We start from the raw sequence: 20,872 nt of genomic DNA, 5'->3' as shown, positions 1-20,872 counted from the left end.
CCTCAGTTCTGCGACTAGTTCTGCGACTGCAGCGTGTCGGCGTCGATGAGCTTGTCGAGGCGTTGCAGCCCCTTCTTCAGATGCGGGACCTTGCCCGCTTCCTCGGTGTACGAGAAGTCCTGGAGCTGCACGACGTACATGCCGCCGTTCGTCGACGGGGGCAGCACCTGGCTGTACTTGTTGTTCGCGATGTCGAGGAACGTGCGGAACGTCGGATCGGCGTCCAGCTTCGGCGACTTGAGGGCCGCCTTCGTGGACGGCACGTTGTGGATGGCGTTCGCGAAGCTGACGACCTGGTCGGTGTCCGCGGTCAGGAACTTCACCAGTTCCCAGGCGGCGTTCTGGTGCTTGCTGCTGTGCGCGATGCCGGCGACCGTGCCGGTGAGGTAGCCGCGCCCGTACGTCTCGGCCTGGTCGTCCGGGACGGGCAGCGGTGCGACGCCCCACTTGAACTTCGCCTTGGCGTCGTTCAGCATCAGCCCGCGCCACTCACCGTCGAGATGCATCGCCAGCTTGCCGCTCAGGAAGGCGTTCTGGTTGGACATCTCGTCGCCGAAGGAGGTCCGGAACCGCTCCAGGGAGTCGTATCCGCCCTGTGCGTCCATCAGCTTCTTCGCGGTGCCGAAGAACTTGTACGTCGCCGGGTCCTTCGAGAGCCGGGACTTCCCGTCCTTGTCGAAGTACATCGGGCCCCACTGGGCGAACAGGCGGTCGGGGCTGTTCTGGTAGAGCCGGAAGTTCGGCATGAAGCCCACCCGCTTGTACGAGTTCCCGCTCCTGACGGTGAGCTTCTTGGAGTCGGCGATGAACTCGGACATGGTCCGCGGCGGCCGGGAGATCCCGGCCTCCTTGAACGCGTCCTTGTTGTAGTACATGCCGAAGGCGTCGGCGAGCAGCGGCAGAGCACACTGATTGCCGTCGTAACTCGTGTAGTTGAGAAGGGACTTCGGGAAGACCTTCTCCTTGTCGAGCCCGCTCTTTTCCATGAACGGGTCGAGGTCGGCCCACATGCCGGAGTCGCAGTATTGGCCGACGTTGTTCGTGGTGAACGACGAGACGACGTCGGGGGCCTCGTCGCCGCCCGCGCGCAGGGCCTGGTTGACGGTGGCGTCGGAGACGTTGCCGGTGGCCTGCACCCTGATGTTCGGGTGGAGCTTCTCGAAGCGGACGATCGAGTCGTTGATCGCCTTCACCTCGCCGGGGGCCGACCAGCCGTGCCAGAACTTCAGTGTCACGGGCTTCGCCGGGTCGTCGTCGGCGCTGCCGACACTCGGGTTGGCGCAGCCGGACAGCAACAGTCCGGCCGCGGCGAGCGCCACGGGGGCACGCAGGGGTACACGCCATCGCGGCATGGCGAACGTCCTTTACCTGTACGGGAGTTGGGGGAGGTGCGAGAGATTGGGGGAGAGGGGGCGGGGTCAGACGTTGTTGCCGGTGTCGAAGACGATGTCGCGGGCCTGGGTGAGCGCCGAGCGCAGGGCACCGGTGAGGATCGGATCGTCGTCGAGATCGCTGATCCGCAGCTGGGGCCGGGGCAGGGCGAGCCCGGTGAGTTCGCGTTCGACGCGGACGCGCAGCGCCTCGCCGCCCGCCTGGGCCACCTGCCCCGACAGGACGACGAGTTCGGGGTCGACGACGGCGACGACGGCGGCGAGCCCGGTGGCCAGGCGGCGGGCCAGTTCGTCGAGGACGGCCGGGTCGGCGAGGGCCTTGCCGAGGTCCTTGACACCACCGGCGAGCAGCCGCACGGCGGGCGCGGCGACCAGGCTCTGGAAGCCGCCCCCCGCGTCCTCGCCGGCGATCTCCTTCTCGCCGCCGCGCGCCAGCGGGGCGCCGGGCAGCGGCATGTAGCCGATCTCTCCCGCGCCGCCGGTCGCGCCCCTCAGGAGTACGCCGCCGAGCACGATCGCCGCGCCGACACCCTCGTCGACATAGGCCAGCACGAAGTCGTCGTGGTCCTGCGCCGCGCCCTCGTACTGCTCGGCGATGGCGGCGAGATTGACGTCGTTCTCGATGGAGACCGGGGTGCCGAGGACCTCGGCGAGCTCGGCGAGCAGGGTGCGCGAGTGCCAGCCCGGCAGGTGCGGGGCGTACCGGAGCTGGCCGGTGTGCGCGTCGATGGCACCGGGGGTGCCGATCACGGTGGTGGTGACGTCGTCGTGGCCGAGCCCGGCCAGCCGCAGGGCGCCGTCGAAGGCCTCGGCGACGAGCTGGGCGGTGCGGTTGCGCACGTCGTCGGCGACGGCGACGGCCTCGATGCGGCAGCGACCGCGCTCGGCGCCGGCGATGTCGGCGACCACGGCGGTGATCCCGGTGGGGTCCGCGGAGAGGGCCACGATGTGGCCGGCGCCGGGGTGGATCTCGTACAGCACGGCGTTCGGTCCGGGCCGGCCGGTCTGACTGCCCGTGGCGCGCACCAGCCCCACCGCTTCCAGCCGGCTGAGCAGCTGGGAGGTGGTGGGCTTGGACAGCCCGGTCAGCTCCCCGATCCGGGTGCGGGTCAGCGGCCCGTGCGCGACGAGGAGGTCGAGGGCCGCGCGGTCGTTCATGGCGCGCAGGACGCTCGGGGTACCGGGGGTTCCCGGGGCCGTACCGGCCATGACCTGTCTCCTCGCGTCACTGTTAGGAAGGTTTCCTATTGATGTGCGAGGAACGTAAGCCGTGGGTGAAGGGGGCGTCAATAGCCGACGGCCCTCAGGCAGCCAAGTCGTTATCCGCGGCGTACGCCGAGTGGCCGTACGCCAGGTGGCCGTACGCCGGGAGACGTACGGCCACCTGGTGACGCGAGCCCAGGGATCCAGACACAGGCTCCAACGCGAAGACCCGGATCGTTGTCAGGCAGAAATGCCTTCGATCCGGGCCAGTGCCTCGTCCGCGCCGAACGGCTGCAAGTACGGCAGCCAGCGCGGATCCCTGTGCCCGGTCCCGATGATGCGCCAGGCGAGCCCGGTCGGCGGGGCCGGCGTGTGCCGCAGGCGCCAGCCGATCTCGACCAGGTGACGGTCGGCCTTGACGTGGTTGCAGCGGCGGCAGGACGCGACCACGTTCTCCCACGCGTGCTGGCCGCCGCGGCTCTTGGGGATGACGTGGTCGACGCTGGTTGCGACGCCACCGCAGTACATGCACCGCCCGCCGTCCCTGGCGAACAGCGCCCGCCGGGTCAGAGGAACGGGCCCCCTGTAAGGGACCCGGACGAACCGCTTGAGGCGGACCACGCTCGGTGCAGGGACGGTACAGGTTGCGCTGTGCATATAGGCGCCGGACTCCTCGAGGCACATGGCCTTGTTCTCGAGGACCAGAACGAGCGCGCGGCGGAGCGGTACGACGCCGAGTGGCTCGTACGACGCGTTGAGGACCAGGACATGCGGCACGGATGCCTCCTTGTACGCCGGCGGCGCGTGGCTCGCGCCGGGACGATCTGTAGTCAGTTTCCCCTCATGGCCTGCACAAGCGCCACCATGTCCCGGTAACGGGCTGGGAGTGTTTTCGACCACACCCCCTACATCCCCAGGTGAGGACCGGCTCTCCCTCGAACATGACAACGATCCACACACAATGCCCCGTTAGTGTGGTGGGTCTGCCCGTAACTTCGCCTTTCGCGGGCGGCCGCTATGCCTGGAGGTTTCTGCCGTGATCTTGTCCGTCCTGTCGGCGTCCGACCCGTCCTCGGACCCGACCACATTCAAGGACGCCCAGGAACAGGCCACCAACGCCGCCAGCTGGGTCGAGCAGAACTGGTCCACCTGGCTGGGTATCGGCCTGCGCATCCTGCTCATCGTCGTCATAGCCGCGGTCCTCAGAGTGGCCATCCGGCGCGCCATCACCAAGCTCATAGAGCGCATGAACCGCACGGCCCAGACCGTCGACGGCACCGCGCTCGGGGGCCTGCTGGTCAATGTGGAGCGCCGCCGCCAGCGCTCGCACGCCATCGGCAGCGTGCTGCGCTCGGTCGCCTCCTTCGTGATTCTTGGCACAGCCGCCCTGATGATCCTCGGCACGTTCCAGATCAATCTGGCCCCGCTGCTCGCCTCGGCGGGTGTCGCGGGTGTGGCGATCGGCTTCGGCGCCCGCAACCTCGTCACGGACTTCCTGTCCGGCGTCTTCATGATCCTTGAGGACCAGTACGGCGTCGGGGACAGCGTCGACGCGGGTGTCGCCTCCGGCGAGGTGATAGAGGTCGGCCTGCGCGTCACCAAGCTGCGGGGCGCCGACGGCGAGATCTGGTACGTCCGCAACGGCGAGGTCAAGCGCATCGGCAACCTCTCCCAGGGCTGGGCCACCGCGAGCGTCGACGTCACCGTCCGCTCGGACGAGGACCTGGTCAAGGTCAAGGAGACCCTGACCGAGGTCGGCGTCGCCATGAGCAAGGACGAGCCCTGGAACGAGATGCTGTGGGGCCCGGTCGAGGTCCTCGGCCTGGACAGCGTGCTCCTCGACTCCATGGTCGTGGGCGTCTCGGCGAAGACGATGCCCGGCAAGTCCCTCACCGTGGAGCGCGAGCTGCGCTGGCGCATCAAGCTGGCCTTCGACGAGGCCGGGATCCGCATCGTCGGCCGCCTCCCCCTGCCGGCCGGCGACGAGGCCACCGCCGACCCGACGGCCGGCGTCTCGGCCCCGTCCGCCTACGCGTCGAGCACGTCCCCGCAGTCCCTGGCGGCCTCCCCGATCGCGCCGCCGAACATGTCGAAGTAGTCGAAGCAGCCGAAACGATCGAAGTAGGCGCTACGCGCGCGAAGGGGCGCCCGGAACTCACGTTCCGGGCGCCCCTTCGCGTTCTCCCCGCGCCCCTTCCGGCAGTGTGGCCGCCGGTCAGGCGACCCGCAGCTCCGACGGGTGGACCGAGCGTCGCAGCAGCGGCAGCGATGTGGCGGCGGCCGCGAGGCAGGCGGCGTAGACCGCGAAGGGCACGAGCAGCGGCAGCACGACCGGGATGCCGTCGCCGACGAAACGCCCGTACGCCACGTACACGGCCGTCCCGCCCATGCCCGCCAAGGCGAGCGCGGGGGCCAGCGGCAGCGCCGTCTCCAGAAGCAGCGTGCGCGCCAGGACCCGGTGCGGCACGCCCGCGGCGACCTGCGCGGCGAGCGTCCTGCGCCGGGTGGCGAGCGACTCGGCCGTGCCCACCGCGAGCCCGGCGAGGCTGATCACGAGCGCGATCAGAACGGCGCCTCCGGCGAGGTTGATACCGGCGGTGTAGAACCCCCGGTCCCCGAGGGTGCCCTCGCGCTGCTGCCGGTCCAGGCCGGCGACGAGGATCTCCCGTACGCCGACGAAACCGACGCCGACCACCGTGACCAGAAGCAGCGCCGCGTGTGTACGGGCGGCGGCCCACGGGTCGTCCCGCAGCCGCTCGGCCGCGATGAGGACGGTCGGGCTGTCGGTACGGTCCGCGAGCCTGCGGCCGATCACCTTGGCGGCGGCGCCCGCGACCCACACGGATCCGGCACCGGTGAGGACCACCGCGGCGAAGACGAACAGCGGGAACGAGGCGGTCCCCAGCCGCAGGCCCGGCAGGAACAGGAGCGCGGCGCCCGCGATGATCAGTGCGGCCGGGGCGAGCAGCCCGAGCAGCGCTCCGGGACCCTGTTGCGGCCGTACCCGTCGCACATGACCGAGCGGCGATGACACGACGCGGCGCAGGGTGAACCGGCTCACCGCGGTGGCCAGGACGGGGATCAGTACGACGACGGCCGCCAGACCCACCCAGGCGATCGCGTCGGGGGTGCGGCCGAGCCGGTTGACGGCCACACAGAAGGCGGCGAAGGCGAGCAGCGAACCGGCGAGGCAGGCGAGCCCCGACTCGAGCGCCGCGATCCGCCGCACCTGCCGCGGCCCGGCCCCCGCGAGGCGCAGTGAGGCAAGGCGACGGTCGCGGTGCACGGCGCCGATACGGGCGCACTGCCCGAGGAAGCCGAGTACCGGAATGAGCAGCAGGAGGAGCGCCGTGACGAGACCGCGGCGCTCACCCTCCCCGTTCAGGAGACCGTGCCAGTACGGGAAGGCGACCCAGCCGCGAAGGGAGCCGAGCGCGACGGCGAGCAGGGCGAACCCCGTCGCCGCGAACGCGCCGAGCGCCGTGAGCGAGATCCGCCACCACTCGCGGCGGTCCGAACCCCGGGTGAGCAGCATGGCAAGGCGCAGGGCACCACGGAACGTGCCCTTCTCGACCCGCTTCTCCCCTCCGGCCGCCGCGTTCGCGGTCGTTGTCTCAGATGTCATGGCGCACCGCCCCGGACACCGTGGCCTGCTCCTGGACCATCCCGTCGTGCAGTTGCACCTCGCGGTCCGCGTAGGCCGCGACCTGGGCGTCGTGCGTGATCAGGACGACCGCGGCGCCGGTCTCGCGGACCGTGCGGGCCAGGGCCGCCATGACCTGTTCACCGGCGAGGGAGTCGAGTGCGCCGGTGGGCTCGTCGGCGAAGACGATGCGCGGTCCCGTCACCAACGCGCGTGCCAGCGCGACCCGTTGGGACTGGCCGCCGCTCATCTCGCCGGGACGCAGCGCCGCCTGGCCGCGCACACCGAACCGCTCGAGCCACTCATCGGCACGGGCGTGCGCGGCGGAGCGCGACGTACCGGCGAGCAGCAGCGGCAGCGCCACGTTGTCGAGCGCCGTCAGTTCCGGGATGAGCTGCCCGAACTGGAAGACGACGCTGAAGTCCGTGCGCCGCAGCTCGCTGAGCCGCTCCTCATGGAGCCGGTCGAGCTGCTCGTGGCCGTACGACACCGAGCCCTTGTCGGGTCGGACGATTCCGGCGAGGCAGTGCAGGAGCGTCGACTTACCGCTGCCGCTTGCGCCCGTGACGGCGAGGATCTCGCCGTGGCGCAGGTCGACGGAGGCGCCACGCAGGGCCTCGCTCTTCCCGTACGACTTGGTCAGGCCGCGGGCGGCGAGGATCGGCGCCCCGTCCGTCGCCTGCTCGGCTCGCGTGCTCATGCTGCGTTGACCTCCGCGGTCAGGGTGGTGAGCCGGGCGGCGGTGGTGGTCATCCACCGCAGGTCGGCGTCGAGGTGGGTGAGTGCGTAGTCGGCGGAGAGGACCGTGGTGAGGTCGGCTCCGGGATCGGACTTGAGCGCGGTGAGTTCGCGCATACGCGCCATGTGGGCGGCGCGCTGGGCGAGCAGGAGAGCGGCCGGGTCGACCGGCTCCCCGGCTCCTGGCTTCTCGGTCGCCGCCGTGGCGAGGATCGATACGACGACCTTGGCGAAGATCTCGTTCGTCACGAAGGGCGCGGGCGCGGTGATGTCCCCGGCCCACTGGGCGAGTTCACGCGCGCCGTCCTCGGTGGACCGGTACAGCGTGCGCTCGGGTCCGCCGTCGGAGTCGGTGCCCTCGACCTCGGCGAGGCCGTCGCGCACCAGGCGTTGCAGGGTCGTGTAGACCTGCCCGTAGGCCAGCGGACGGGCCTGCGGGAAGCGTTCGTCGTAGCGCCGCTTGAGGTCGTAGCCATGGCTCGGCCCCCCAGCCAGCAGCCCGAGAAGGACGTGACGGGTGCTCATGGACTCAGTATGCACTCGGTGTATGTACTGAGTACATAGTGGCCAGGGGGCGAGTCGCGATGACACCAGAAGTGAGAACGAAGCTTCCGCTTACGTCACTCCGCGACCGCGTACGCCTCCACCGACCACAGTGAATAGCCGTACTGCGTGGCCCTCTTGTCGCCCTGGACGCGGACGAAGCGGGTGTCGCGGGCGTCCATGCGGACCGACTCGCGGCCTCCCTGGCCGTCCTTCACGGTCGCCGCCGTGCGCCACGACTTGCCGTCGGCGGACGTCTGGATGCGGTAGCCCTTCGCGTACGCGTCCTGCCAGCGCAGCACGACCTGGCCGAGGCGCACCGGCTTCGCCAGTTCGACCTGCCACCAGGCGCCGTCCTCGGCGGGGGACGACCAGCGCGTCTGCGGGTCGCCGTCGGTGGCGAGGGACGCCGGGAAGTCCGCGGTCTCGTCGCCCGAGGACGAGGGCTTGCCCTCGCGGGCCAGGTCCGGGCCCGCCGTGCGCGGATACGCCCGCACCGACACCGTGCGCGTCGTGCCGGCGAAGCTGACCGGGACGTCGTACGTGCCCGCCGGGGTGCCCTCCGGGACCGTGATGTCGACCGGAGCGCTCACCTGCGTGCCACGCGGGAGCGTCGCCTGCGCGGGCAGGGACACCTTGATGCCGTGCGGCCCTTGAGCGCTCAGCCGTCCTTCCACGGAGCCGGGCCGCTGTGACGTCAGGCGCGCCGTCACCCGCCGCGCGCCCCCGCCGATCTCCGCGTCCAGCTCCGTGCGGGCCAGCTCGAACGAGGCGTCGGGGGAATCCGCGTACCAGGGGACGACGTGGCGCACGGCGCCCTTCGCGGCGCCGGACACCCGGATCGCGTCCACCCGTACGTCCTTCGGCCTCAGCTTCGGCTCGGTGAAGCCGCTGTCCGCGAGCGTGCCCACGGACTTCCAGCCCTCGCCCGGCACATGGACCTGCACGGTGCCATGGGTGCCCGGGTCGGCCAGGACCGTCACCGCCGTGAGCCGCCGCGCCCGCGGCAGCTTCGCCGCACCGTCGGCCGCCGCGTCCGCGCGAGAGGTCCCCGCCCACGCCGCGTACGCCTTCTGCGCCCGGTCGAGGAACGGGTCAAGGACACCCTTGCCCACGGTGACCTGGCGGGACTTCAGGTCGGCCCGCCGGCGTTCCAGGAACCGCGCCGCCCGCCACGCCGCCGCGCCGTCGCCGCGGGCCTGCGCGTCCAGCATGTCGACGGCCGCCTCCCCGGCCTCCCCGTACCGCGCCAACTGGTCGCTCCAGGGCCGCACTTCGTCGTCCACCGCAGTGGCCTTGAGCCGCTCCGGCGCCCGCCGCATCACGGTGAACGCGTCCCGCAGCTTCTTCGCCGCCGCCTCGTACCGCGCGCGGTCGGTGAGCAGCGTCGTACGGGAGTCCCAGAAGCCGGAGAGGACCGGCTTCAGATACGCGGACTCGTCCTCGCCGAGCACGGACGACGCGTCGTTGCCCGCCAGCGCGCCGAGCGCCTCGCGGGTGCGCGCGTCATGGCCCGCCAGGTCGTCGATCGCGGCCTTCCAGGACTCCTGCGGGCGGTAGTCGCGCGGGTTCCACGCGTAGTCCGCCGACGTGAACAGCGGGATGCGGGAGGCCGCGGGCTGCTCCATCGCGTTGGCGAGCAGCGCCGCCGAACCCGTCGCCACCGCGGGCTCGCGGCCCGTGTAGGGCCCGAGGAAGATGCGGTCCTGCGCGTAGTCGTTGACGGGGTAGTTGTCCATCGTGACGAGGTCGTGTGCTGACCCGAACGCCGTCCGCGCGCCCGCCAGTTCGCGCCCGGTGATCGTGCGCGGGACCACGCCGACGCCCGTCCACGCCACCTCGACGGAGTCGTCGAGCCCGCCGGCGAGTGCGCCGCGGTACTCCGTCGACCCGTCCTGGTAGAACTCCGTCGGCATCAGCGACAGCGGACCCGCGCCCGGGTGCCGCGCGGCGAGGTGGCGCGCCACCGCGTTCGCCACGCGCGCCTGTGCCCGCGCCGCCGCCTTCGGCCCCGAGCCGAACGTCTTCGCGTCCGCCTCGCAGTGCCACTCGCTGTACGACACGTCCTGGAACTGCAGCTGGAACGCCCGCACGCCGAGCGCCCACATGGCGTCGAGCTTGCGGTTCAGGGCCCTGACGTCGTCGTCCGACGACATGCACATGGCCTGCCCGGGGGCCACGGCCCAGCTCAGCGTCACGTGGTTGGCCCGCGCCCGCTCGGCAAGGGCCCGGAAGTCCGCGCGCTGGGCGGCCGGATACGTCTCGCGCCACCGCGCCTGCCGGTACAGGTCGTCGCCCGGCGCGTACAGATAGCGGTTCTGCTTGGTGCGCCCCATGAAGTCCAGCTGGTCGAGCCGCTGTTCACGGGTCCACGGGGTCCCGTAGAACCCCTCCGTCATGCCGCGCACGGCCGTCCCCGGCCAGTCGCGCACGACGACCCCGACGACCTTCCGCCCGCTCACCAGCTGCCGGAACGTCTGCACGGCGTGGAACAGGCCGTCGTCACCGACGCCTTCCATGGCGACGGTGTCCCGGCCGTCCGTCCGCCCGACGGCGAGCCGGTACCCGCCGGACGGCAGGTCCTTGCGGGCCGACGCGCCGAGAGCGCCGAGCGCCGTGGCGAGGCCCTGTCCCCGGCCGGGGCGCGCGTCGGCCGCTCCCCATCCGTCGCCGGCCGCGGACCCGGCGGCCACGGAGCCGATCCGCACCACGAGCGCGGGACCGGCGGGCAGCGGGCTCTCGTCGTCGACCTCGGTGATGTGCCGGGCACCCGACCCGCGCAGAGCGGTGCGCAGGGCGTCCACCGCGTACCGGTCGGCGCCGCGGCCGGTGACGAGGACGACCTCGTCGGTCACGGTGACGGACTCCGCGCCGGAGGGGGTACGCAGGGACTGCGGCCGGGGCCACACCGCGGGCGGCAGTCCCTGCGTACCGCTGTCCCGGTCACCCGTGGAGAGGGGTGGGCCGGGCGGGGCCGCCACCGCACCGGAGGCTCCCCCGAGCGCACTGGCGATGACGGCGGCAGCGATCGCCGCCGCCCCCTTCCTGTGGCGCCGGAGCTGCACGGCACACTCCTCGTTGGTCTCGGTCGGTCTCGGCACGGCGGTGGGACCGGTCATGGGTGTCACAGGGTGGCAGCCGAGCCCACCACTGACCGGGTCGGAGTGTCAACGGGAGTGGCCGTTGTGCCGCAATTGCCCGGCCGGGAGTGGTGGGAGGGGGTGATTCGCGCCGCTCACCGGCCGAGTCCCACCCATGGAACAGAATGTGACCAGTAACACGTTGTCGGGTCGTTCATGTCTGGGGCCGTGCTTGCTGGGTAGAGCTGCCGAGACCGTCACTCACGAAAAGATCGACGACAAGACCCGCGAAGAACCGCGAAAAGGAGGCCTTCATGGCCGCATCAGCGCACCTTCTGCTCTCGGCCCTGTCCAAACAGGCGGACGTCATCCTGCCCGCACCCGCCCTGCCGCTGCCGGACGAGTTCGCGTTCGGCGCCGAACTGCCCCTCACCAGCGAACCGCCCCTCGCCGACGCGCAGCCGCTCACCAGCGAGCCCGCCCTCATCGACGTAGCGCCCCTCACGAGCGAGCCGACCCCCTCGGGTCCGGTCGCGGGCCTGGACTCCTTGGGGGTCTAGGTGACGCTGGCCCGGCTCGCCGCGCTGCACGGGGTCGCCCCGTCCTACTCCCCTTCCCCCGGCCGCACGGTCGAGGCCCCGGACGCCGCGCTCGTCGCCGTCCTCGCCGCCCTCGGCGTCGACGCGGGCACCCCGGAGTCCGTACGGGATGCGCTGGCCGCGCGCGAGGCGGAGGCCGCGCGCCTGCTGCCGCCGACGGTCGTCCTGTGGTCCGGTGAGCCCGCCCCGGCCTGGGCGCGGGAATTACCCGAAGGTGTGACACTCCAGCTGGTCACCGAGCAGGGCGAACGCGTCGAAGACTGGCGACCGCCGGGGCCCGTTCCCCTCGGCGTGCACCGGCTGCGGGCCACCGCCCCCGACGGCGCCGCGGCCGACGCCCACCTGATCGTCGCCCCGCCACGCGTGCGCACCCCGGACGAGCGCGCGTACGGGCTGCTCGTGCAGCTCTACTCCCTCCTGTCGGCGAAGTCCTGGGGCATGGGCGACCTCGGTGACCTGGCCGACCTCGCCGCCTGGGCGGGCCGGACCGCCGGTGCCGGGTTCGTGCAGGTCAACCCGTTGCACGCGGCCGTACCCGGCGGAGCAGGGCCCACGGACCCCTCCCCGTACCGCCCGTCGTCGCGCCGCTTCCCCGACCCGGTACACCTGCGCGTCGAGGACATCCCCGAATACGCCTATCTGCCCGACGCCGACCGCGACCGCGCGCGCGAGCTGCTCGTGGAGGCCGCCAGGCTGCGCGACGGCGTCCTGCACAAGAGCGCCCTGATCGACCGCGACGCCGTGTGGGACCTCAAGCGCCGCGCCCTCGAACTCGTCGTACGCGTCCCGCTCGGCCCCGGCCGCCGCGCCGCCTACTGGGACTTCCTCGCCGAGCAGGGCGCGGACCTGGACCACCACGCCACCTGGTGCGCCATCGCCGAGCGGCACGGCCCCGACTGGCACACCTGGCCCGAGCCCCTGCGCGACCCCGGATCGCGCGAAACCGCCCGCGCCCGCGCCGAGTTGATGGACCGCGTCGACTTCCACAGCCACCTCGCCTGGCTCACCGACGCCCAGCTGGCCACCGCGCAGCGCTCCGCACGCGACGCCGGTATGCCCATCGGGCTCGTCCACGACCTGGCCGTGGGCGTGCACCCGGAGGGCGCCGACGCCTGGGCCCAGCAGCACATCTTCGCCGCGGGCATGTCCATCGGCGCGCCCCCGGACGCCTTCAACTCCCGCGGCCAGGACTGGGGGCTGCCCCCCTGGCGCCCCGACCGGCTCGCCGCCGCGGGCTACGCCCCGTACCGCGCGCTCCTGCGCGGCCTGCTCGCCCACGCCGGAGCCGTCCGCATCGACCACGTCATGGGCCTGTTCCGGCTCTGGTGGGTGCCGGCCGGACAGCCGCCGACCGAGGGGGCGTACGTCCGCTACGACGCGGAGGCGATGCTCGCCGTCCTCGCCCTGGAGGCCGGCCGCGCCGACGCCCTGGTGATCGGCGAGGACCTCGGCACGGTCGAGCCCGGCGTCCGCGAGGCCCTGGACGCGCGCGGGGTGCTCGGCACGTCCGTGCTGTGGTTCGAGCGGGACTGGGACGGGACGGGCCACCCGGTGCCGCCGGAGCAGTGGCGTACGGCCTGTGTCGCCACCGCCACCACCCACGATCTGCCGTCCACCGCGGCCCGGCTGACCGGCGACCATGTGCGGCTGCGCGACAGCCTCGGTCTCCTCGGGCGGCCGCTCGCACGGGAGGAGGCCGAGGCCACCGCGGAAGTCGCCGAGTGGACCGCCCTGTTCGCGCGCCTCGGACTGCTGCCCGGCGGCGGGGGAGGGGGTCTGTGCGAGGAGGAGGAGATCCGGGCCGTCCACCGCTTCCTGCTGCTGACCCCGGCCCGCATGGTCGGCGTCTGGCTGCCCGACGCGGTCGGTGACCGGCGCCCGCAGAACCTGCCGGGGACCTGGGACGAGTATCCGAACTGGCGGCTCCCGATCGCCGATCCCACCGGCCGTCCGGTCCCCTTCGAGGAGCTCACGGCCTCGCCGAGGGCGCATGCGCTCATCGACGTCCTGCGGTCCGGACTGCCCCGTACGGCACCCCCGGGCGCGCGGCCCGTTTAGGTGTTCGCTACGTTTGCACCGTGGACAAGAAGAACGCCCTGCGCGCCGGCGCCCTGGCTGCCGGTACGACGCTGATGATGCTGCTCATGACGTCCCCCGCGCTCGCCCTGGCGCGCGACGACGGCGACGACCCCGGTAAGGGCCTCTCCGTCATCGAGACCCTTGGCCTCTTTGTCGCGGCGCCGATCGTGCTGTTCCTGGTGATCGCCGGCCTTGTGATCGTCGGTGACAAGTCCCGCAAGCCGCAGAAGCAGGGCTGACCGCCGCACCTCTGAACTTCATACGTCTTTGTATCGAGGGCGTCCTCGTGTGCACCGCGCACCGAGGGCGCCCTCGGTGCGTTCCCGGTGCTCCCGGTGCTTTTACCGGGGTGTTTCCGGTGTGTTCTACGGACGCTCGGCCGTCAGATAGCGCTGGAGGGTCGGCGCGAGCCACTCCACGATCTCGTCGCGGCCGAGCCCGACGGCGGGGCCGAAGCGCAGAACGTAGCGGGTGAGCGCGAGGCCGAGGACCTGTGACGCGCAGAGCGCGGCCCGCATCGGGGCCTCAGCGGGGTCGGGGCAGACGCGCAGGGCGAGCGGCAGTGTCTGCTCCTTGAAGATGTCCTGCATGCGCTCGGCCCCCGCGGCGTTGGTGGCGCCCACGCGCAGCAGCGCGGTGAGCACCTCGTTCTCCTCCCACAGGTCGAGGAAGTGCCGTACGAGGGTCCGGCCGATGTCGTCGACCGCGATCTTCCCGGGGTCCGGCAGCCGCAGGTCCAGGTCGATCGCCGCGGCGAAGAGCCCCTCCTTGTTGCCGTAGTAGCGCATGACCATCGACGGGTCGATCGCCGCGTCCTTGGCGATGGCGCGGATCGTGGCCCGCTCGTATCCGTCGGCGGCGAAGCGTTCGCGGGCGGCCGCGAGGATCGCGGTGCGGGTGGCGTCCGAGCGGCGTGCCTGCTGGGTGGCTCCTGTCATGCCAACAACCGTAGGCCAACACTTGTTGACAGTCCAGGGCTGGTCCTCTAAGTTTGCCAACAGATGTTGACCAACAACTGTTGACCAACGGGCGTTGACCAACAGGTGTTGGCCGGCAAGCGTTGACCGGCAAGCGTTGACCGGCAAGCGTCGGCCATGAGCGTCCGGACCCGGGAGGCCACCATGAACGGCACCACTCCTCGCACCGTGATCGTCGTCGGCTCCGGCCCCACCGGCCTGCTCCTCGCCGGCGACCTCGCCGCCGCGGGCGTCCCCGTCACCGTCGTCGAGAAGCGCCCCCACAAGGTCAGCAACCTCTCCCGGGCCTTCGTCCTGCACGCCCGCACCCTGGAGCAGCTCGACGCCCGCGGCCTCGCCGACCGCGTCGAGGCCAAGGGCCAGGCCCTCGACAGGCTCCAGCTCTTCAACCGCCTCTCCGTCGACCTGACCGGCCTCCCCTCCCGCTTCCGCCACGTCCTGGTCCTGCCGCAGTACGAGGTCGAGGCCGCTCTCCAGCAGCGTGCCACCGACGCGGGCGTGAAGTTCTCGTACGAGAGCGAGGTCACCGGCCTCACCCAGGACGCGGACGGGGTGACACTCCAGGTCCGCACGGGCGACGGTGAGTCCTCGACGCTGCGGGCCGCGTACGTCGTCGGTACCGACGGCATGCGCAGCGCCGTGCGCGAGAGCGTCGGGCTGCCCTTCCCCGGCAAGTCCGTCATCCGCTCCGTCGTCCTCGCCGACGTGAAGCTCGCGGAGGAGCCCGGGAGCGTCCTCACGGTCAACGCCGTCGGCGACGCCTTCGCGTTCATCGCCCCCTTCGGCGACGGCTACTACCGGGTGATCGGCTGGAACCGCGCGCGCAACGTCCCCGAGTCCGCGCCCCTCGACCTCGACGAGATCAAGGAGGTCACCCGCTGCGCGCTCGGCCGCGACTACGGGATGTACGAGGCCCGCTGGATGTCCCGCTTCCACAGCGACGAGCGCCAGGCGCCCGCCTACCGCGTCGGCCGCGTCCTGCTTGCCGGCGACGCCGCGCACGTCCACACCCCGGCCGGCGGCCAGGGCATGAACACCGGCCTCCAGGACGCCGCCAACCTCGGCTGGAAACTCGCCGCCGTCGTCAACGGCCGTGCGGGAGAAGCCCTGTTGGACACCTACGAGGCCGAGCGTCATCCCGTCGGGAAGGCCGTCCTGCGCAGCAGCGGCGGCATCGCCAGGCTCGCCATGGCCCACCGCCCCTGGACCCTTGCGGCCCGCGCGGCCCTCACCGCGTTCCTCGGCCGGGTCCGCCCCGCCCGCACCCGCGTGGTCGGCCGGCTCACCGGAATCGGCGTAGCCTACCCGGCCCCGCGCGGCGCGCACCGCCTCGTCGGCACCCGCGTCCCCGACGTCACGCTCAAGGAAGGTCGGCTCTACGAGGCCCTGCGCCGGGGCACGTTCGTCCTGATCGTCCCCGAGGGCACCCGCGACAAGGGCGACGACCGCTACTCCGTCACCCACTGGGCGAGCGACCGCCGCACCTCGCTCCTGGTGCGCCCCGACGGATATGTCGCCTGGGCGTCGGATGAGGCGGCGGATCTCCCGGCGGGCATCGACCCGTACGCATTCGGGGCGTAGGTCCGGGCGGGCCGCGCGGGCTCAGGGGGCCTGCGTGCCCGCCATCAACTGACGCAGCAGGTCGGCCAGTTGGCCGGCCTGCTCGCTGTCGAGCGAGGCGAGCGCCTCGGTCTGCACGGCGAGCCCGGCACCGACCGCCTCGTCGACCAGCGCCCGGCCCTCGTCGGTGAGCGTCACCTGGAGACCGCGGCGGTCGTGCGGGTCGGGCGAGCGGCGCAGCAGGCCGCGCCGCTCCAGCTTGTCGAGCCGCCCGGTCATGCCGCCGGTCGTCAGCATCAGCGTCGCCGAGAGCTGGCGCGGCGAGAGGGTGTACGGGTCGCCGGAGCGGCGCAGTGTGGCGAGGACGTCGAACTCGCCCCGTGCGATGCCGAAGCGCGCGTATGTCTTGTCGATGCGGTCGCCCATGGCGCGCGCGATCCGGTACACCCGGCCGAAGACCTCCATCGCGGTGGTGTCGAGGTCGGGCCTGACCTCGGCCCACTGGTCGGCGATCGCGTCGACGGCGTCCTTGTCGCTGCTCATGGGGCGAGTATGCGACGCGGGTCGCTCGACCGCAAGAAAGTAGCTCGACTGAAAGTAACTTGAGGAAAAGCGACTTGACGAAAAGTAACTTGCGACTAAGCTACTTTCCGTCAACCTACTTCGCCCCGGGGGGAGCACCCGATGAAGACGAACAAGCGCAACGGTGCCGTGATCGCACTGACCGCCCTGGCCCCGATCTCCTGGGGTTCGACCTACGCGGTCACCACGGAGTTGCTGCCTGCCGACCGCCCGCTGTTCACCGGGCTGATGCGGGCGCTGCCCGCGGGCCTCCTCCTGCTGGCGATGGCGCGCACGCTGCCGCGCGGCATCTGGTGGTAGAAGGCCCTGGTCCTCGGCGCGCTGAACATCGGCGCGTTCTTCCCTCTCCTCTTCCTCTCCGCGTACCGCCTCCCCGGCGGCATGGCGGCGGTGGTCGGCTCGATCGGCCCGCTGTTCGTCGCGGGCCTCGCTACGCTCCTGCTCGGTGAACGCCCCACGCGGCGCACGCTGTTGACCGGCATCGCGGCCGCCCTCGGCGTCAGCCTCGTCGTGCTCAAGGCGGCGGGCGCGCTCGACCCGGTCGGCGCGCTCGCCGCGCTGGCCTCCACGGCGTCGATGTCCACGGGAACGGTCCTCACGAAGCGGTGGGGCCGCCCGGAGGGCGTGGGTCCCCTGGCGCTCACCGGCTGGCAGCTCACGGCCGGCGGCCTCCTCATCGCCCCGATCGCCTTCCTCGTCGAGGATGCGCCGCCGGCGCTGGACGGCCCGGCCGTCGCGGGCTACGCGTACCTGGCACTCGCCAACACGGCGGTCGCGTACTGGCTGTGGTTCCGCGGCATCGGCCGCCTGAGCGCGACGCAGGTCACGTTCCTCGGCCCGCTCTCGCCGCTGACGGCGGCGGTGATCGGCTGGGCGGCGCTCGGGCAGGCCCTGTCGCCGGTGCAGGTGGCGGGCATGGCGCTGGCGTTCGGCGCGACGCTGCTGGGTCAGCGCCCGTCCCGGGTCACCGCTGTCGCCCCTGTCTCCCCCGTCGCCCCTGTCACTCAGTCCCGACCTTTCAGTTCTACTGAAGAGAGCAACCAAAAAGTTTCGATGGACCTGATGGGTGGAGGGCTGCGACGGTAGTCGGGTCGTAGTGCGACCGCAGCTCAGGAGGGGATACGAGATGGCAGTCCTGGATCGGACATCCACCGGCGCCGAGAAGCCCGCAGCGGGGAACGGAGGGGAGCGAGAGCGTCGCGCAGGCGCGGGGCTCGGCACCGGTCTCGCGCTCGCGCTGCTCGCCACGGTGGTCTGGTCGGGCAGCTTCGTCACCTCCCGCGCGCTGCACGACAGCGTGCCCCCGATCCAGCACGCGTTCTGGCGCTGGATCATCGCGATCGTGGCGGTGGCGCCGTTCGCGGCGCGCTCCGCCTGGCGGCAACGGGCGCTGCTCCGCGCCCACCTGCGCTTCCTCCTGCTCGCCGCGCTGCTCGGCGTGACCGTCTACAACACGCTCGTCAACCAGGCGGCGATGACGACGTCCGCCGGGAACATGGGCATGATCATGGCCGCGTCGCCGGTCCTGATGGCGGCGTACGAACGTATGGGCGGCACGCGGCTCGGGGCCCGCCGGGTGACCGGCACGGTCATCGCGTGCGCGGGTGTGCTGCTCCTGGTGAGCAAGGGTTCCCTGGCGCCGGACTTCACGGTGGGCGACCTGTGGGTGGTCGCGGCGGCGGTCTGCTTCGGCTCGTACAGCGCGTTGCTGCGGCGCCGGCCGTCTGAGATCAGCGGCCCCGCGTTCCTCTTCGCGACGTTCGTGCTCGGCGCGCTGATGCTGCTGCCGGTGTTCCTCGTCAGCCTCGCCGTGCAGGGCGGCTTCGAGCCGACGGCGGCGACGGTCTCGCCCCTCCTGTACGTGGGTGTGGTCTCGTCCGCCGTCGCGTTCTTCGCCTGGAACAAGGCGATCGCCCAGATCGGCGCGGCCCGCGCCGGCGTCATCTACTACCTCCAGCCGGTGTGCGTGGCCCTGCTCTCGTACGCGGTCCTCGGCGAGGCCATGGGCCGGCTGCAGATCCTCTGCATGGCGCTGATCCTGGCGGGGGTGGCCCTCGGCTCCGCGACCCGGAGCGGGACCCGGATACGTTGACCCCATGCGCACCGCCGACTGGGACATCAAGAAGCTCGCGATCCTGCGGGCCCTGCGGGACCGGGGGACCGTCACGGCCACCGCGCAGGCGCTGCTCATGACCCCGTCGGCCGTGTCGCAGCAGCTGACCAACCTCGCCAGACAGCTCGGCGTGCCGCTCCTGGAGGCGCACGGGCGGCGCGTGCGCCTCACCGACGCCGCCCACCTCGTCCTGCGGCACGCCGAAGCCGTGTTCGCCCAACTGGAGCGTGCCGACGCGGAGTTGGACGCCTATCTGCAGGGCGAGTCCGGGGAGGTGCGGGTCGCCGCGTTCTCCACCGCCGTGCCCGCCCTGGTGGTGCCCGCCGTGCGCGCCCTGCGCACCGGCCACCCCGGGATCACGGTGCGGGTGCGCGAGGCGGAAGCCTCGGAGGCGTACGAGCTGCTCTCGGCCGGTGACGTGGACCTCGCCCTGTCGCTCGCCGCGCACGCGCCCACCGCGCGCGACCCCAAGTTCACGCGGGTGCCGCTGCTGGCCGACCCGCTCGACGTGGCCCTGCCCGCCGGGCATCCGCTGGCGGAAGCGGCGGGAGCGGCGGGCCCGCGCCTGGCCGAGCTGGCCGGGGAGCACTGGATCTTCGGCGGTTCCGGACCCTGGTCGGAGATCACGCGGGCCGCGTGCGAGGCCGCCGGGTTCGTGCCCGAGCAGGCGCACAGCGCGGCCGGCTGGACGGCGATCCTGGCGATGGTCGAGGCGGGGATGGGCATCGCCCTCGTGCCGCGCATGGCGGCGGCGGGGCGTGAGGGCGTCGTGATGTGCGCGCTGGGCGAGGACCGCCCGGTCAGGCACGTGGTGGCGGCGGTGCGCAGGGGGTCGGAGGAGGCGCCGGCGGTGTCGAGGGTGCTGGACGCGCTGAGGGAAGCGGCGGCGGAACGCTGAGGCGGCCACCGCCCACCGCCCACCGTCCGCCCGCCACCGTTCACCCACCATCACCATTCAGCTCAGCTGAACGTACATGTCGAAAAGTTTCGATGGACCTAAGGGCTCGGCGGGTCCGACAGTGGACGTATGACGACATCTGACGCCACGCCGCAGGACGCCCACGAGGACCCCCACGCCAACGACGCCGCCCCCTACTCCGGCGGCGACCCGTACGCCGACTACCGCCACTTCGGTGACACCGAGAGCTACGCGGAGCTGGTGGACCTCGCCGACCGGCGCCTGGGCGCGGGAGTCATCGCGGCGAACGACGAGTTCTTCGCCCAGCGCGAGAACCTCCTCGTGCGCGAGCCCGCCGTGTTCGACCCCGAGCACTTCGGCCACAAGGGCAAGATCATGGACGGCTGGGAGACCCGCCGCCGCCGCGGCACCGCCGACTCCCCCTTCCCCGCGCCCGAGGACCACGACTGGGCGATCGTCCGGCTCGGCGCGCCCGGCGTGATCCGCGGCATCGTCGTGGACACCGCGCACTTCCGCGGCAACTACCCGCAGCGCATCAGCGTCCAGGCGGCGTGCGTGGCAGGCGCCCCGAGCCCCGAGGGCGTCCTCGCGGACGACGTGAAGTGGGAGGAGCTCATCGCTCCGACCCCGGTGCGCGGCCACGCGGCGAACGGCTTCACGATCACCTCGGAACGCCGCTACACCCACCTCCGCCTCTGCCAGCACCCCGACGGCGGCGTGGCCCGCCTGCGCGTGCACGGCGAGGTCGTCCCCGACCCCGAGTGGCTCGACCTGCTCGGCACGTTCGACCTGATCTCGGTCCTCAACGGCGGTGTGTACGAGGACGCGTCGGACAAGTTCTACTCCTCGCCCACGCAGATCATCCTGCCCGGCACGTCCCGCAAGATGGACGACGGCTGGGAGAACCGCAGGCGCCGGGTGCACGGCACGAACGACTGGGTGCGGTTCCGCCTCGCCGCGCAGGGCGCGATCCGTGCGGTGGAGATCGACACGGCGTACCTGAAGGGGAACTCGGCCGGCTGGATCGCCCTGAGCGGCCGCAACGGCGACACGGGTGAATGGTACGAAATCATCCCCCGCACCCGCCTCCAGCCCGACACCCTCCACCGCTTCAAGCTCCACGCCCAGGCCGTAGCCACCCACGTACGCCTCGACGCCTTCCCGGACGGCGGCGTGGCCCGGATGCGCCTGCACGGATCCCTGACGGAGCAGGGGCGCGACGAACTGCGCGAACGCTACGGCCGCGGCGAGTCCTGACCGGCGGGACGCGGCGGGGCATCGGACCGGCCCCGCCGCGTCGCGCGGCGCCGTCGCCACCAGGTGCGCAGCCGCACCGGCACCTTCGCTCCCGGAAGCGCGTTCTTGACGCTCCCGCCCGTCGGGGTGAGCCTGGGAACACGCGCCACTTCGGCGTGGCTGGTTCACCAAGTTCCGTACGGTAAACG

The 20,872-nt window shown here is 72.2% G+C and carries 17 protein-coding genes and 1 pseudogene; 9 read left to right on the top strand and 9 right to left on the bottom strand.

Annotated features, from left to right (window positions below; genetic code table 11):
* Positions 1-14: 14 nt before the first annotated feature.
* The 3 genes from AC07EJ_RS17935 to AC07EJ_RS17925 form a co-directional block, all read right to left on the bottom strand.
* Entirely contained in the window at positions 15-1,352 is a 1,338-nt protein-coding gene (locus tag AC07EJ_RS17935) for an ABC transporter substrate-binding protein (RefSeq protein ID WP_389477377.1), read from the bottom strand.
* 66 nt (positions 1,353-1,418) lie between these two features.
* Positions 1,419-2,600: an ROK family transcriptional regulator gene (locus AC07EJ_RS17930; protein WP_389477379.1), complete on the bottom strand. Its 1,182-nt coding sequence runs from the start codon at positions 2,598-2,600 to the stop codon at positions 1,419-1,421.
* 234 nt (positions 2,601-2,834) lie between these two features.
* On the bottom strand, positions 2,835-3,371 hold the full coding sequence (locus AC07EJ_RS17925) for an HNH endonuclease (RefSeq protein ID WP_389477381.1): 537 nt from the start codon (positions 3,369-3,371) through the stop codon (positions 2,835-2,837).
* A gap of 259 nt (positions 3,372-3,630) precedes the next feature.
* On the opposite strand from AC07EJ_RS17925, the gene AC07EJ_RS17920 reads away from it, so the two are divergent.
* The gene (locus AC07EJ_RS17920) at positions 3,631-4,692 is read left to right on the top strand and encodes a mechanosensitive ion channel family protein (RefSeq protein WP_478884492.1); all 1,062 of its coding nucleotides are present in this window, start codon (positions 3,631-3,633) and stop codon (positions 4,690-4,692) included.
* 117 nt (positions 4,693-4,809) lie between these two features.
* On the opposite strand, the gene AC07EJ_RS17915 is transcribed toward AC07EJ_RS17920, so the two are convergent.
* The 4 genes from AC07EJ_RS17915 to AC07EJ_RS17900 all read right to left on the bottom strand — a co-directional run bounded on the left by AC07EJ_RS17915 (position 4,810) and on the right by AC07EJ_RS17900 (position 10,583).
* Complete coding sequence (locus AC07EJ_RS17915) at positions 4,810-6,129, bottom strand: ABC transporter permease (RefSeq protein WP_478884563.1); 1,320 nt, start codon at positions 6,127-6,129, stop codon at positions 4,810-4,812.
* Between the two features lie 79 nt (positions 6,130-6,208).
* The gene (locus tag AC07EJ_RS17910; RefSeq protein ID WP_478884491.1) at positions 6,209-6,937 is read right to left on the bottom strand and encodes an ABC transporter ATP-binding protein; all 729 of its coding nucleotides are present in this window, start codon (positions 6,935-6,937) and stop codon (positions 6,209-6,211) included.
* Entirely contained in the window at positions 6,934-7,500 is a 567-nt protein-coding gene (locus AC07EJ_RS17905) for a PadR family transcriptional regulator (protein ID WP_389477388.1), read from the bottom strand. Before AC07EJ_RS17905 ends, AC07EJ_RS17910 begins: the two co-directional genes overlap by 4 nt.
* Positions 7,501-7,595: 95 nt before the next feature.
* Entirely contained in the window at positions 7,596-10,583 is a 2,988-nt protein-coding gene (locus AC07EJ_RS17900) for a beta-N-acetylglucosaminidase domain-containing protein (protein WP_478884562.1), read from the bottom strand.
* Between the two features lie 329 nt (positions 10,584-10,912).
* Between AC07EJ_RS17900 and AC07EJ_RS17895 the strand changes: the two genes are divergently transcribed.
* From AC07EJ_RS17895 to AC07EJ_RS17885, 3 genes are read left to right on the top strand one after another with little or no spacing between them, the layout of a single operon-like run.
* On the top strand, positions 10,913-11,158 hold the full coding sequence (locus tag AC07EJ_RS17895; protein WP_389477390.1) for a hypothetical protein: 246 nt from the start codon (positions 10,913-10,915) through the stop codon (positions 11,156-11,158).
* On the top strand, positions 11,159-13,255 hold the full coding sequence (gene malQ, locus AC07EJ_RS17890) for a 4-alpha-glucanotransferase (protein ID WP_389477393.1): 2,097 nt from the start codon (positions 11,159-11,161) through the stop codon (positions 13,253-13,255). It begins immediately after the preceding gene.
* Positions 13,256-13,275: 20 nt separating this feature from the next.
* Positions 13,276-13,515 carry a hypothetical protein gene (locus AC07EJ_RS17885; protein ID WP_389477395.1) on the top strand — a complete coding sequence of 80 codons (240 nt, stop codon included), beginning with the start codon at positions 13,276-13,278 and terminating at the stop codon, positions 13,513-13,515.
* A 126-nt stretch (positions 13,516-13,641) separates the two neighbouring features.
* Here the strand turns inward: AC07EJ_RS17885 and AC07EJ_RS17880 are convergent, their stop codons facing one another.
* The gene (locus AC07EJ_RS17880; RefSeq protein ID WP_478884490.1) at positions 13,642-14,214 is read right to left on the bottom strand and encodes a TetR/AcrR family transcriptional regulator; all 573 of its coding nucleotides are present in this window, start codon (positions 14,212-14,214) and stop codon (positions 13,642-13,644) included.
* A 156-nt stretch (positions 14,215-14,370) separates the two neighbouring features.
* Here AC07EJ_RS17880 and AC07EJ_RS17875 point away from each other — a divergent pair, with 156 nt between their 5' ends.
* Complete coding sequence (locus tag AC07EJ_RS17875) at positions 14,371-15,834, top strand: FAD-dependent monooxygenase (protein ID WP_478884489.1); 1,464 nt, start codon at positions 14,371-14,373, stop codon at positions 15,832-15,834.
* A 21-nt stretch (positions 15,835-15,855) separates the two neighbouring features.
* Here the strand turns inward: AC07EJ_RS17875 and AC07EJ_RS17870 are convergent, their stop codons facing one another.
* Positions 15,856-16,356 (bottom strand): MarR family winged helix-turn-helix transcriptional regulator, encoded by a 501-nt coding sequence (locus tag AC07EJ_RS17870; RefSeq protein WP_389477400.1) that lies wholly within the window; start codon positions 16,354-16,356, stop codon positions 15,856-15,858.
* 141 nt (positions 16,357-16,497) lie between these two features.
* On the opposite strand from AC07EJ_RS17870, the pseudogene AC07EJ_RS17865 reads away from it, so the two are divergent.
* From AC07EJ_RS17865 to alc, 4 genes and pseudogenes are all read left to right on the top strand, one after another.
* A pseudogene (locus AC07EJ_RS17865) lies at positions 16,498-17,481 on the top strand (EamA family transporter).
* Positions 17,482-17,521: 40 nt separating this feature from the next.
* On the top strand, positions 17,522-18,487 hold the full coding sequence (locus tag AC07EJ_RS17860; protein ID WP_478884488.1) for a DMT family transporter: 966 nt from the start codon (positions 17,522-17,524) through the stop codon (positions 18,485-18,487).
* Positions 18,488-18,491: 4 nt separating this feature from the next.
* Entirely contained in the window at positions 18,492-19,406 is a 915-nt protein-coding gene (locus AC07EJ_RS17855; RefSeq protein WP_389477406.1) for a LysR family transcriptional regulator, read from the top strand.
* 129 nt (positions 19,407-19,535) lie between these two features.
* Positions 19,536-20,684, top strand: coding sequence for an allantoicase (gene alc, locus AC07EJ_RS17850; RefSeq protein ID WP_478884487.1), 1,149 nt, complete (start codon positions 19,536-19,538; stop codon positions 20,682-20,684).
* The last annotated feature ends 188 nt before the right edge of the window (positions 20,685-20,872 follow it).

Source organism: Streptomyces sp. NPDC045026 (assembly GCF_056432625.1).
This window is presented reverse-complemented; position numbering and strand designations above follow the sequence as displayed.

Excerpts from the sequence above, each read along its gene's own strand:
- AC07EJ_RS17935 (WP_389477377.1), bottom strand. The coding sequence starts at position 1,352 with ATGCCGCGATGGCGTGTACCCCTGCGTGCCCCCGTGGCGCTCGCCGCG.
- AC07EJ_RS17930 (WP_389477379.1), bottom strand. The coding sequence starts at position 2,600 with ATGGCCGGTACGGCCCCGGGAACCCCCGGTACCCCGAGCGTCCTGCGC.
- AC07EJ_RS17915 (WP_478884563.1), bottom strand. The coding sequence starts at position 6,129 with ATGCTGCTCACCCGGGGTTCGGACCGCCGCGAGTGGTGGCGGATCTCG.
- AC07EJ_RS17910 (WP_478884491.1), bottom strand. The coding sequence starts at position 6,937 with ATGAGCACGCGAGCCGAGCAGGCGACGGACGGGGCGCCGATCCTCGCC.
- AC07EJ_RS17905 (WP_389477388.1), bottom strand. The coding sequence starts at position 7,500 with ATGAGCACCCGTCACGTCCTTCTCGGGCTGCTGGCTGGGGGGCCGAGC.
- AC07EJ_RS17895 (WP_389477390.1), top strand. The coding sequence starts at position 10,913 with ATGGCCGCATCAGCGCACCTTCTGCTCTCGGCCCTGTCCAAACAGGCG.
- AC07EJ_RS17880 (WP_478884490.1), bottom strand. The coding sequence starts at position 14,214 with ATGACAGGAGCCACCCAGCAGGCACGCCGCTCGGACGCCACCCGCACC.
- AC07EJ_RS17875 (WP_478884489.1), top strand. The coding sequence starts at position 14,371 with ATGAGCGTCCGGACCCGGGAGGCCACCATGAACGGCACCACTCCTCGC.
- AC07EJ_RS17870 (WP_389477400.1), bottom strand. The coding sequence starts at position 16,356 with ATGAGCAGCGACAAGGACGCCGTCGACGCGATCGCCGACCAGTGGGCC.
- AC07EJ_RS17860 (WP_478884488.1), top strand. The coding sequence starts at position 17,522 with ATGGCAGTCCTGGATCGGACATCCACCGGCGCCGAGAAGCCCGCAGCG.
- AC07EJ_RS17855 (WP_389477406.1), top strand. The coding sequence starts at position 18,492 with ATGCGCACCGCCGACTGGGACATCAAGAAGCTCGCGATCCTGCGGGCC.
- alc (WP_478884487.1), top strand. The coding sequence starts at position 19,536 with ATGACGACATCTGACGCCACGCCGCAGGACGCCCACGAGGACCCCCAC.